General features: G+C 61.4%; 10 protein-coding genes and 1 tRNA gene. 5 read left to right on the top strand and 6 right to left on the bottom strand.

Annotated elements, in window-relative coordinates; translation table 11 throughout:
* The first annotated feature begins 124 nt into the window (after positions 1-124).
* Positions 125-1,078 (top strand): LysR substrate-binding domain-containing protein, encoded by a 954-nt coding sequence (locus DYL59_RS13740; RefSeq protein WP_135289674.1) that lies wholly within the window; start codon positions 125-127, stop codon positions 1,076-1,078.
* 71 nt (positions 1,079-1,149) lie between these two features.
* Here DYL59_RS13740 and DYL59_RS13735 read toward each other — a convergent pair whose 3' ends face one another.
* Positions 1,150-2,229: a tartrate dehydrogenase gene (locus tag DYL59_RS13735; RefSeq protein WP_135289673.1), complete on the bottom strand. Its 1,080-nt coding sequence runs from the start codon at positions 2,227-2,229 to the stop codon at positions 1,150-1,152.
* Between the two features lie 108 nt (positions 2,230-2,337).
* Here DYL59_RS13735 and DYL59_RS13730 point away from each other — a divergent pair, with 108 nt between their 5' ends.
* Positions 2,338-3,252, top strand: a complete 915-nt coding sequence (locus tag DYL59_RS13730) for a LysR family transcriptional regulator (RefSeq protein WP_135289672.1) — start codon at positions 2,338-2,340, stop codon at positions 3,250-3,252.
* Positions 3,253-3,900: 648 nt separating this feature from the next.
* On the opposite strand, the gene DYL59_RS13720 is transcribed toward DYL59_RS13730, so the two are convergent.
* Together DYL59_RS13720 and DYL59_RS13715 are read right to left on the bottom strand one after the other, a co-directional pair.
* A tRNA-Asn gene (locus DYL59_RS13720) sits at positions 3,901-3,976 on the bottom strand.
* Positions 3,977-4,036: 60 nt separating this feature from the next.
* Positions 4,037-4,933, bottom strand: coding sequence for a LysR family transcriptional regulator (locus DYL59_RS13715; protein WP_135289670.1), 897 nt, complete (start codon positions 4,931-4,933; stop codon positions 4,037-4,039).
* 100 nt (positions 4,934-5,033) lie between these two features.
* Between DYL59_RS13715 and lldD the strand changes: the two genes are divergently transcribed.
* Positions 5,034-6,164, top strand: coding sequence for an FMN-dependent L-lactate dehydrogenase LldD (gene lldD, locus DYL59_RS13710; protein WP_135289669.1), 1,131 nt, complete (start codon positions 5,034-5,036; stop codon positions 6,162-6,164).
* On the opposite strand, the gene DYL59_RS13705 is transcribed toward lldD, so the two are convergent.
* Genes DYL59_RS13705 through DYL59_RS13695 form a run of 3 tightly spaced genes read right to left on the bottom strand, consistent with a single transcriptional unit; the run spans position 6,161 to position 9,737 of the window.
* Positions 6,161-7,393, bottom strand: coding sequence for a CaiB/BaiF CoA transferase family protein (locus DYL59_RS13705; RefSeq protein ID WP_135289668.1), 1,233 nt, complete (start codon positions 7,391-7,393; stop codon positions 6,161-6,163). The two genes, lldD and DYL59_RS13705, sit on opposite strands and share 4 nt — an antisense overlap.
* Before the next feature lie 26 nt (positions 7,394-7,419).
* A complete protein-coding gene (locus tag DYL59_RS13700; RefSeq protein ID WP_135289667.1) occupies positions 7,420-8,949 on the bottom strand; it encodes a 3-hydroxyacyl-CoA dehydrogenase in 1,530 nt (509 codons plus the stop codon).
* A gap of 2 nt (positions 8,950-8,951) precedes the next feature.
* Positions 8,952-9,737, bottom strand: a complete 786-nt coding sequence (locus tag DYL59_RS13695; RefSeq protein WP_135289666.1) for an enoyl-CoA hydratase — start codon at positions 9,735-9,737, stop codon at positions 8,952-8,954.
* A 250-nt stretch (positions 9,738-9,987) separates the two neighbouring features.
* Between DYL59_RS13695 and DYL59_RS13690 the strand changes: the two genes are divergently transcribed.
* Both DYL59_RS13690 and DYL59_RS13685 read left to right on the top strand, forming a co-directional pair.
* Positions 9,988-10,857 (top strand): IclR family transcriptional regulator, encoded by an 870-nt coding sequence (locus DYL59_RS13690; protein WP_135289665.1) that lies wholly within the window; start codon positions 9,988-9,990, stop codon positions 10,855-10,857.
* Positions 10,858-10,926: 69 nt separating this feature from the next.
* Positions 10,927-12,081 carry an acyl-CoA dehydrogenase family protein gene (locus DYL59_RS13685; protein WP_135289664.1) on the top strand — a complete coding sequence of 385 codons (1,155 nt, stop codon included), beginning with the start codon at positions 10,927-10,929 and terminating at the stop codon, positions 12,079-12,081.
* Positions 12,082-12,093 lie beyond the last annotated feature (12 nt).

Below are 12,093 nucleotides of genomic sequence, written 5' to 3'. Positions count from 1 at the left end.
TTGTCTCCGATCATTGTTTTTGTTCTTGGATACTGACTCGCGGCTTCATTGCTGAACAATGAATAAGCAGACATACTTCATAACCATTTTGACATCTAAGCGTCTTCGACCGGGGATAAAGCAGGTGAGCGACATTGATAGAGTTTTGCGCTCCAACCTCAAGCTAAAGCATCTGCAGCTCGTCGTGGCGCTGGATGAATTCCGTCATCTAGGCCGGTCAGCGGAATTTTTGTCGCTTACCCAGCCTGCCGTCAGCAAATCGCTGGCGGAAATCGAAAAGATGTTCGGGCTTGAGTTGTTCATCCGTTCAACGCGAGGCACCCGACCGACTGCCTATGGCGAGCAAGTGGTCCGATTTGCGCGTTCGGTGCTGGTGGATTTTGACCGTACCTGTGACGACATCGCTTCCGTCGCCAGCGGCGGCGCCGGCCGTATCCGTGTCGGCGCAATGGTGGTCGCCACGCCGGGATTGTTGGTAGGCGCAGTCAGCCGCCTCAAGCTCAGCTCGCCACACACCACGGTATCAATCGAGGAAGGTGATCTCACGCGCCTGCTGCCGAGGCTGCGTACCGGCGAGCTCGATTTCATCGTGGGCCGGCTGGAGCCGGGCTACAGCTCTCCAGACCTGGAAACCGAGGCGTTATACACCGACACCATGCGCGTCGTGGTCGCCGCCGATCATCCACTGGCCGCCGTGGCCAAACCCACTTGGCATCATCTGGCGACGCTGCCCTGGGTCGTTCCCCCTGCGTGGGCCTCCTCGCGCGTCAAGCTCAACCAGATGTTCTACAAACATAAACTGCAACCACCCGCTGACGTCATCGAAACCTCGTCCTTTTTGGTGATGATGGCGTTTATGCGGGAAAGAGGCTGCGTGTGTTTCCTCGCCACTAAAGTCGCGCAGTACCTTGAGTCGGTAGGCCTGGGTTACACCTTGCCGCTGGAGGTGCCGATTGAGCTGCCGCCGGTGGGCATCATCCTGCTACGCAACGGGCTGAGAACCCCGGTTGCGAGCAGCCTCATCGCTGCGCTGCACGAACAGGCGCTGGACATTGGAGGTGAGACCGCGCCTGAGTGAATACACAGGGGACGGTTGTATGCGCGCAGCAATCTCCCGAGGGAATGGGAGATTGCACGCTATTGTCGGCGTCAGACCGCAGCAGCGATGGCCTTGCCCAGCGATTCAGTGTTGCCGGTGCCACCGATGTCGGCGGTCAATGGCGCCTGCTCCGGGCCCATCGCAAGCACGGTTTCGATCGCGGTCAGCACGGCGGCGCCGGCTTCGGGATGGCCCAGGTGTTCGAGCATCATCGCACCGCACCAGATCTGCCCGATGGGGTTGGCGATGCCTTTGCCAGCGATGTCGGGCGCCGAACCATGCACCGGTTCGAACAGGCTCGGGAAGTTGCGCTCCGGGTTGATGTTGGCCGAGGGGGCGATGCCAATCGTGCCGGTGCATGCAGGGCCCAGGTCGGAAAGGATGTCGCCGAACAGGTTGCTGGCCACCACCACGTCGAACCAGTCCGGATGCAGGACGAAGTTCGCAGTGAGAATATCGATGTGGTACTTGTCGACGTTGACGTCAGGATACTTTTTGCCCATTTCCACCACGCGCTCATCCCAGTAAGGCATGGTGATCGCGATGCCATTGGATTTGGTGGCCGAGGTCAGGTGCTTTTTCGGACGGCTTTGCGCCAGGTCGTAGGCGAACTTGAGGATACGGTCGACACCGACGCGGGTCATCACGGTTTCCTGCAGCACGATTTCGCGATCGGTCCCGGGGAACATTTTGCCACCGACACTGGAGTACTCACCTTCGGTGTTCTCGCGCACCACCCAGAAATCGATGTCGCCGGGCTTGCGGTTCGCCAGTGGCGCCTTGACGCCAGGCATGAGACGGCAGGGGCGCAGGTTCACGTACTGGTCGAATTCACGACGGAACTGTAGCAGCGAATCCCACAGAGAAATGTGGTCAGGCACCACATCTGGCCAACCCACGGCACCGAAGTAGATCGCGTCGTAGCCCTTGAGGATGTCGAACCAGTCGTCGGGCATCATCTTGCCGTGAGCCAGGTAGTAATCGGCGCTGGCGAAATCGAACCAGTCCCATTGCAGTTCCAGGTTGAACCGGGCAGCCACGGCGTCGAGCACACGCACGCCCTCGGGCATCACTTCCTTGCCAATGCCGTCGCCGGGGATCACTGCAATTTTGTACTGGGATTTGCTCATGAATTTGACTCCTGGGTTGATTGGGGCGTGGAGTTCAGTGTATGCAGTGCGCTTGGATTAATAATTAGTCTTGCTGTAAATCCATTCTTAGTTTTTAGGAAAGAATCCATGAGCATGATCGATGACCTGAGCTTCTTTCAGCAGGTGGCTACACGCGCCAGCCTGACTGAAGTGGCACGCCATCTGGGGCTGTCGCTGCCTGCCGTGAGCAAACGACTGAGCCAATTGGAAGCCAGGCTCGGGGTGCAATTATTACTGCGCACCACACGCCGATTGTCGCTGACCCCCGAAGGGGCGCAGTACCTGGAGGGCAGTCGCCCGATTCTGCGCCAGCTCGAAGAACTGGAGAGCGCGCTGAGCAGCCGTCAGCCGACCTTGCAAGGCCGGTTGCGGATCAATGGCACGCTGGGTTTCGGGCGCCAGCACCTCGCACCGGTGGTATCGAGCTTCGCGAGGCTGCATCCGGAGCTTGAAATTTCCCTGGAGCTGACCAGCCAGCCACTGAGCATGCTGGACGATCAATTCGATATCGGCGTGTGCATGGGCGAGCCGCCGGACTCGCGGTTGGTCGGCATTCGCCTGCTGGAAAACCCACGCATCCTCTGCGCATCGAAGGCCTACCTTGAAGCGATGCCGGCACTGACCCGTGTGGCGGATCTGGCGCAGCACAACTGCATCGTTCTGCGCCAGTTCGGCAGCGACTATGCGATCTGGCGCTTCAGTAAGGATGGCCAGGATTACTCACACAAGGTCAGCGGCACGCTGTCGAGCAATGATGGTGAAGTTGCGTTGAGCCTGGCGCTGGACGGGCATGGCTTGATTTTGCGGTCGCGCTGGAATGTTCAGCAGTATCTTGAAAGCGGCCGCCTGCAAGCGGTGCTCACCGACCACCAGGCACCGCAGGCTGACATTTTTGCGGTGTATCAGCATCGGCGGCACATCCCCCAGCGCATCTCGGTGTTCGCCCGTTACCTTGCGCAGGCGCTGGCGGAACGTTTGCCGTTTGCGGCTCTTAGTGAGTGAGGACTGGGCTGGTCACGCTGTGCGCTTTGATTGCCATAGGTATCTACACAACTTTGAGTGTGGCGCTGGACCTGTGGGAGCGGCGGTGCAACGATTCGACTTGCTCGCGAAGGCTATGTGGCAGGCGGCCAAGTTTTATCGGATATACGCCGGTCTAATGTGCGATCTGGCTTGCCTGCGATAGCTTTGCGTATGGCGCTGGAACGTTTGGGTCGGGGTACATATCCGTTATTTGGGTAACGGCGGCTATTGGTTCCGCTCTTACAGCGGCTCACTTTTGAAGAGCGCAAAAGTAAGCAAAACGCTTCGCCCCACCACTCGGTGCCTCGCCTAGGCTCGGCATTCCCTCACTCCGGCTTGAATCCGTGGGCCGCCGCCACGCGCCATCCATGGCGCGGGGCGGCTAACCCGGCGTCCTGCCGGGTTACCCACGAATTCAAGCCTGCGTTCGGCCAGCGTGGTTTAACGGGGCGCCTAAGATCAAGATCAAAAGCCAAATCAAAAGCCAGAGCCAGAGCCAGAGCCAGAGCCAGAGCCAGATCTTCGGGGTTGGTCAAGTCCAATAGTTGTGTAGATACCTATGCTTCGATTACCCCGGTCAAATCCAAGGCAAAAAAAAGCCTGCATCTCTGCAGGCTTTTCTCTATCTGGCTCCACGACCTGGACTCGAACCAGGGACCCAATGATTAACAGTCATTTGCTCTACCAACTGAGCTATCGCGGAATGCGCCGTATGTTACTGATTAAAAAGGGGAAGTCAAGCTTTCTCTAGCAATCGGTGCGTTTAAAGCGGCTGGCTGGTTGCAAGTTGTTGTTCCTTAGCCAATTCCAGCCACGCCAGAGCCGCCGGTGGCAGGTGGGCGCCGGCGCGCCAGGCCAGGGCGATGTGCCAGTCGGTGTGGGGTTCGTCGAGGGGGATCAGGGCGATGCCAGCGTGCTGGTGTTTGTGCGCGAGCATCCGGGGGAGGAAGGCCACGCCCAGGCCGGCGGTGACCAGGTCGACGATAAAGTCGATCTGCCCGCTGCGGGCGGCGACGCGGGGCGTGACGCCTTTGCGCTCGCAGGCCGCGAGGATCTTGGCGTTAAGGGCAAAACCCGCTTCGAACAGGATGAACGGCGAGTCCGCAAGGTCGGTGAAGTCGATGCGCTTGCGCTGGGCCAGAGGGTGGTTGCTGGGCAAGACGGCTATCAAGGGTTCATTACGCACGGGCTGGTAGTCGAAGCCTTCGTCCACCGGCAGCAGCAGCGCTGCCAGGTCCACCTCCCCGGCCTCCAGGCATTCCCGTAGTTTTTTGCTGCCGTATTCGGTGAGTTCAATGTCGATGTCCGGGTAACGGCTGCGGTAGGTGGCGAACATGGTCGCGAACAGCACGCCGCAGCCCACCGGCGGCAGGCCGATGCGCAGTTGGCCACGTTTGAGGCCGCGCAGGTCGTTGATCTCGGCCACCAAGTCGTTGTGTTCAGCCAGCAGCACTTGGGCACGGCGGTAGGCGATTTCGCCTGCGGCGGTCAGTTCGTTGCGGTGGCCGAGGCGGTTGAGCAACGGCGTGCCCAGTTCGTCTTCCAGGGTTTTGACCGCCTTGCTCACGGTGGACTGGGTCAGGGACACCACGTCGGCAGCCTGGGAGAAACCGCCCTGGCGCACCACTTCGACAAAGGCGCGTAATGTTCTGAGGTTCATCCGTATTCCTTTTGCGACTGGCTGCTAGCGATAAAAGTTGTTTTTATCATGCCAGATTTTTACCTATGCTGATCCGCCCTGCCTTGTGGAGATACCGTTCATGATCATCTCGTCCGCCTCCGACTACCGCGCAGCCGCCAAGCGCAAGCTGCCGCGCTTTCTGTTCGACTACATCGATGGCGGCGCCTATGCCGAACACACGATGCGGGCGAACAGTTCGGACCTGGCCGAGATCAGCCTGCGCCAGCGCATCCTGCGTAATGTCGACAGCCTGAGCCTCAAGACCACGCTGTTTGGCCAGGCGTTGGACATGCCGGTGATCCTCAGCCCCGTGGGCCTGACCGGCATGTATGCGCGACGCGGTGAAGTGCAGGCGGCCAAGGCGGCGGCGAACAAAGGTATTCCGTTCTGCCTGTCGACGGTGTCGGTGTGCCCGATTGAAGAAGTGGCCTCGCAAAGTGCCCAGGCGATCTGGTTCCAACTCTATGTGCTCAAGGACCGTGGCTTCATGCGCAACGCACTGGAACGCGCCCAGGCCGCCGGTATTACCACGCTGGTGTTCACCGTGGACATGCCCACGCCCGGCGCGCGCTACCGTGACGCCCACTCGGGCATGTCCGGCCCGTTCGCGGCGCAGCGGCGCATGCTGCAAGCCGTGACCAAGCCGCAATGGGCTTTCGACGTGGGCCTGATGGGCCGCCCCCACGACCTGGGCAACATCTCCAAGTACCTGGGCAAACCCACCCACTTGGAAGACTACATCGGCTGGCTGGCGAATAATTTCGACCCGTCCATCAGTTGGAAAGACCTGGAGTGGATCCGCGACTTCTGGAAAGGCCCGATGATCATCAAGGGCATCCTCGACCCCCAGGACGCCAAGGACGCCGTGAGTTTCGGCGCCGATGGCATCGTGGTCTCCAACCATGGCGGCCGTCAGTTGGACGGCGTGCTGTCCACCGCCAAAGCCTTGCCGGCGATTGCCGAAGCAGTGGGCGATGACCTCACGGTGCTGGTGGATTCGGGCATTCGCTCAGGGCTGGACGTGGTGCGCATGCTCGCCCTGGGCGCCAAAGCCTGCCTGCTGGGGCGCGCTACCGCCTATGCGTTGGCCGCAGATGGCCAGCACGGCGTGGAAAACCTGCTGGACATCTTTGCCAAGGAAATGCGCGTGGCCATGACCCTCACCGGGGTCACCTCCATCGCGCAGATCGACCGCTCGACCCTGGTCTAACCCTGCTGCTCGACGATCCCACGCGCCTTGAGTTGGGCCAGTTGCTCCGCTGACAGGCCCAACCGTTGCCCAAGGATATCGTCGGTGTGCTGCCCCAGCATCGGCGCTGGCCGCACGTACTCCACCGGCGTGCCAGACATTTTGATCGGGCTGCCGACCATGGCGAAATCCGGGTTCTTGGGGTGAGGGATCTTGACCATCAGGTTGCGCGCGATCACCTGGGGCTCTTCCAGGGACTGGGCGATGGAATTGATCGCGCCCACCGGCACTTTCGAGGCGTGAATGCACGCCACCCATTCATCCGCACTGCGGCCGAGAAAGTGCGCCGAGAGCAATTCGACGATTGCTTCGCGATGGGCCACTCGGTCAGCGTTGCGCCGAAAGCGCGGGTCATCCGGCAAGTGCGCCAGGCCGATGCTCTGGCACAGGGCAACAAACTGGCTGTCGTTGCCACAGGCGATGATGAAGTCACGGTCGGCGGCGCGGAACACCTGGTACGGCACAATGTTGGCGTGGGCATTGCCGAAACGCTGCGGCACCTTGCCCGACGCCAGGTAGTTCATGCTTTGGTTGGCCAATGTGGCGACCTGTACATCCAGCAACGCCATATCAATGTATTGGCCAACGCCGGTGCGTTCACGGCTGAGCAGCGCGGCCTGGATCGCCACCGTGGAATACAGGCCGGTCATCAGGTCGGAGAACGCCACGCCGACTTTTTGCGGGCCGCCGCCGGGCAAATCATCGCGCTCGCCAGTGATGCTCATCAAGCCGCCGATGCCCTGGATGATGAAGTCGTAGCCGGGTTCTTCGGCACGCGGGCCGGTCTGGCCGAACCCGGTGATGGAGCAATACACCAGGCGTGGATTGGCCTCGGCCAAGGTCGCGTAATCCAGGCCATAGCGCGCCAGGGAACCGGCCTTGTAGTTCTCGATCAACACATCGGAACTGGCCGCCAGCGCGCGTACCAATTCCTGGCCTTCGGGGGTGGCTATATCGATGGCCACCGACAGCTTGCCGCGATTGGTGGACTGGTAGTACGAAGCCTCGCCAGAGGACTCGCCCGCGTCGGTCTTCATCCACGGCGGTCCCCAGCCACGGGTGTCATCGCCGCTGGCGGGCCGTTCGATCTTGATCACCTCTGCACCGAGGTCGGCCAGCACTTGCCCACACCAGGGGCCGGCCAGCACTCGGCTTAAATCCAATACCCGCAAACCTGTCAAAGCACCCATTGTTCTTGTCCTGTGAGGTAGGGAAATCAGCCGACTGTCGGCTCTTCATGGCGCAGGGAAACACCCAGCATCGCCCGCCGCCGCAACCAGGGGCTGGGGCGGTAGCGCGGGTCGTGGGTGAGTTCGCTCATGCGCTGCAAAATCGTCAGCATGCGCCGTGGCCCCAGGGCATCACCCCAGGCCAACGGCCCCTGTGGATAGCCCAGGCCCAATTGCACGGCCTGGTCGATATCCTCGACGCTGGCAATGCGTTGCTGGGCGATATCACAGGCCAGGTTGACCACCATCGCCAACGTCCGTTGGGCCACAAAACCGACGCTGTCGCTGATCACTGTCACCCCTACGCCGTCAGCCGCCAGCAAGGCATGGGCGGCGTCACGCATGGCCGGCGCGGTGAGCGGGTTTTGCATCAGCGTGCGATGGCGGGCCAGGTCCGTCAGCAGGTCGATGCACAGGGTGCGTGCCGGATCGGTATCAAAGTGCACGCAGGCACTGGTGGCGTCGCGGCCGTAGGGTGCCAATAGGCACAGCGCCTGGGGCGAAGGTTGCGCCGCGCTTTCCAGATCGGCACCCAGGTCGATCACTAAACGGCTCAGGCGCTCATAGTCCTCATGGTTTTCGGCGGCGATCCACAAAGGTGGCATGGTGTGCACCGAGGGCAACGGTTGGGGCTGCGGGCCATGGATGACCTGGCCGTTTTCATACTGATAGAAGCCGTGGCCGGTCTTGCGCCCCAAGCGCCCGCCCACCAGCATCTGCCGGGTCAGGGGCGAGGGTTTGTAGCGCGGCTCCTGGTAGAACTGGTTGTAGATCGACTCCATCACCGGGTGCGAGACGTCCAGCCCCGTCAGGTCCAGCAACTCCAACGGCCCCATGCGGAACCCGGCACCATCGCGCAGGATACGGTCGATCTCGCCCCGCTCGGCAATGCCTTCGTCAAGCATCTTCAGGGCTTCGGTGCCGTAGGCGCGCCCGGCATGGTTGACGATAAACCCCGGGGTGTCCTTGGCCCGCACGCCACGATGGCCAGTGCGCGCCACCAGCGCCAGCAGGGCATCGCCAACCTGCGGCGCGGTTGCCAGGCCGTCGATGACCTCCACCACACGCATCAGCGGTACCGGGTTGAAAAAGTGCAACCCGGCAACGCGCTCGGGATGCTGGCAACCGCTGGCGATGGCGGTGATGGAAAGCGATGACGTGTTGGTGGCGAGGATGCAGGTTGGGCTGACGATGGCTTCAAGTTGCTTGAGCAGCCCGCGCTTGGCGTCGAGGTTTTCCACGATGGCTTCCACCACCAGGTCGCAGTCCTTCAGCCCATCGAGGGCCTCGGTGACCTGCAGGTTGGTCAATGCCGCATCCATCGCCAACGGGTTGATCTTGCCTTTGCTCACCAGCTTGGCAAACGTAGCGGCAAGGCCGTCGCGGGCAGTTTGTGCGGCGCCCTCGCGGGCATCGAACAGGCGTACCACCACACCAGCCTGGGCCGCGATCTGCGCGATACCGGCGCCCATGACGCCGGTGCCCACCAGTCCCAGGGTGTTGATCGAGACCGTCATAGTTATTCCCCCCGGTACTCAGGTGCGCGTTTTTCGAAGAACGCAGCGGCGCCCTCCTTCTGATCCTTGGAATCGAACAGCAGTTGGAACGCCTTGCGCTCCAGCACCAGGGCACTTTCCAACGGCAGGTCGGCCCCGGCCAGCATCACTTCCTTGATTTGCTCCACCGCCAGCGGCGGCAGCGCGGCGATCTGCGCGGCCAGCGCCAACGCACGGGGCAGCGTCTGGTCATCGCTGACCACTTCGCTGAGCATGCCGATAGCCAGGGCTTCGTTCGCGCTGACCATGCACCCGGTAAGCGCAATGCGCATGGCCTGGAACTTACCCACCGCACGGACCAAGCGTTGGGTGCCGCCCGCGCCGGGCATCAAGCCCAACTTCACTTCCGGCTGGGCAAACCGCGCCGACTCGCCGGCCACAATCAGGTCGCAATGCATCGCCAACTCGCAGCCGCCCCCCAGGGCAAACCCATTGACCGCTGCAATCACCGGCTTGGGACAGCGGCTGATGGCTTCCCACAGGTATTCGGTGTGGCGGCGGTACATATCAATTGCACCGGCATGGGCGAACTCGTTGATATCGGCACCGGCCACAAAGCATTGCTCACCGCCGGTCAGCACAATGGCCCGCACATCCCGGCGCCGGGCCAATGCACGAAAGTGCTCAGCCAGCAATTCGCGAACCTGGGTATTGAGGGCGTTTTTCACCTCGGGGCGCTGGATACGCACCACGGCCACGCCATTGCTCTGGACGTCGAGGGTCACCACGGGTTGGTCTGCGCTGGTCACATTCACTCCTGCTGCGAGGTTCTTATTAGTGGGATTATCGCTAGTTTCGCTATGCGAAATAACATTCCGTATTTAGCCATGATCATAAGTACCGACCTGGCGGGTGTAAACGTAAAAACCTTAAACCATGTTCAAACACTCAATAACCCACTGTTTTATCGCGTTTTATCCCATATAAAAAACTAACGGCTAATCGTTGATTAGTTTCGCTGTGCGGAATATGATTTTGTTTTGTTGATTTTATAAAAAAATGAGGCTTAACATGCGCCGTCGAAACCCGGACACGGGCAGCACCGAATTGCCTGCAAGCAACAACGCCTTCGAGCACTTGCTGATTGACCCGATGAATAACGATGAGGAGGAGGACAAGGACCGCCAGTTTGTCACCGCCCTGGCACGCGGCCTGGAACTGCTGCGCTGTTTCACGCCGAGCGAGAGCGTACTGGGCAACCAGGACCTGGCACGCAAGACCGGGCTACCAAAGCCGACGATCACCCGCATGACCCACACCCTGACGCGCCTGGGTTATCTCAAGTACCTGCCGCAGTCGGGCCGGTATCAGTTGGATGTGGGGGTAATGGCCTTCGGTTACGCGATGTTGTCGAACCTGTCGGTGCGAGCCGTGGCTCACCCGTTGATGGAGACCATGGCCAAGTACGCCCAGGCAGCCGTCGCGATGGCCACCCGGGATCGCCTGGACGCGGTGTACCTGGACGTGGTCCAGGGCGAAGCGAACATGACCATGCGCCGCCAAGTGGGCACGCGCCTGCCGTTGCACTTGAGTTCCGCAGGCCGCGCCTGCCTGGCAGCGATGCCGGAAAACGAGCGGGAGTTCATCCTCGACCATATCCGCCAGCGTCATCTGGAGGACTGGCCGACCATCCGCAAGGGGCTGGAACGCGCCTTCCGGGACTACACCGACTTCGGCTATTGCATGTCGATCGGTGAGTGGCACCGCGATGTCAACGCCATCGCCGTGCCCATGCTGCATGCACAACACGGCTTGCTGGCGTTCAACTGTGGCGGACCGAGTTTTCACCTTTCCCGGGAGAAACTCGAAGACGACATCGGCCCACGCCTCAAGCACATGGTGAACAATATCGAGGCCGCCGCCCGCTAGCAGCACAGGTGCATGGCCTCGGCAGATTGACGATAACAGGCCCGCCAAACGGGCCGCTGAGGACTGCACATGATCCGAGACGCACAAACCCTTCATATCCTGGTGGACGCCATTGCGCAGTTTGTCGACCAAGCGCTGATCCCACGGGAAAACGAAGTCGCCCAGACCGATGAAATCCCGGCCGATATCGTCAGCCAATTCCAGGACATGGGCCTGTTCGGCCTGACCATTCCCGAAGCCTACGGCGGCCTGGGCCTGACCATGGAAGAAGAGGTGACCATCGCCTTTGAACTGGGGCGCACCTCCCCGGCCTTCCGCTCCTACTTCGGCACCAACAATGGCATCGGCTCCATTGGCATCCTGCTGGACGGTACCGACGCACAGAAGTCGCACTACCTGCCGTTGCTCGCCAGTGGCCAGTTGCTCAGTTCGTTCTGCCTCACCGAACCCGACTCCGGCTCCGACGCCGCCTCCCTGAAGACCACCGCCGTGCGCGATGGCGACCATTACGTGATCAACGGCACCAAGCGCTTTATCACCAACGCCCCCCATGCCGGGATTTTCACGGTAATGGCGCGCACCGACGCGGCGATCCGCGGCTCCGGCGGGATCAGCGCCTTTATCGTCGAGCGCGACACCCCCGGCCTGTCCCTGGGCAAGCGCGATCACAAGATGGGCCAGCAAGGCGCCCATACCAGCGACGTGATCTTCGACAACGTGCGCGTCCCTGCCAGCCAGTTGATCGGCGGCGTGGAAGGCGTGGGCTTCAAGACCGCCATGAAGGTGCTCGACAAAGGCCGCCTGCACATTGCCGCCGTCAGCGTGGGCGCCGCCGAGCGCATGCTCAACGATGCCCTGCACTACGCCATCGACCGCAAGCAGTTCGGCCAACCCATTGCCGAGTTCCAGCTGATCCAGGCCATGCTCGCCGACAGCAAGGCCGAGATCTACGCCGCCCGCTGCATGGTGCTGGACGCCGCGCGCAAGCGTGACGACGGCCAGGACATCGGCACCGAAGCCTCGTGCGCCAAGATGTTCGCCACCGAAATGTGCGGCCGGGTCGCCGACCGTTGCGTACAGATCCATGGCGGCGCTGGCTATATCAGCGAGTACGCCATCGAACGTTTCTACCGGGATGTGCGCCTGTTCCGCCTGTACGAGGGCACCACGCAGATCCAGCAACTGGTGATTGCCCGCAACATGATTCGCGCGGCGCAACGCTAGGTTTCATCGCTC

Origin of the sequence: Pseudomonas kairouanensis, from assembly GCF_004682055.1 — a bacterium.
GTDB lineage: Bacteria > Pseudomonadota > Gammaproteobacteria > Pseudomonadales > Pseudomonadaceae > Aquipseudomonas > Aquipseudomonas kairouanensis.
The sequence above is the reverse complement of the archived record's forward strand: the minus strand, read 5'-3'. Positions and strand labels throughout refer to the sequence as shown.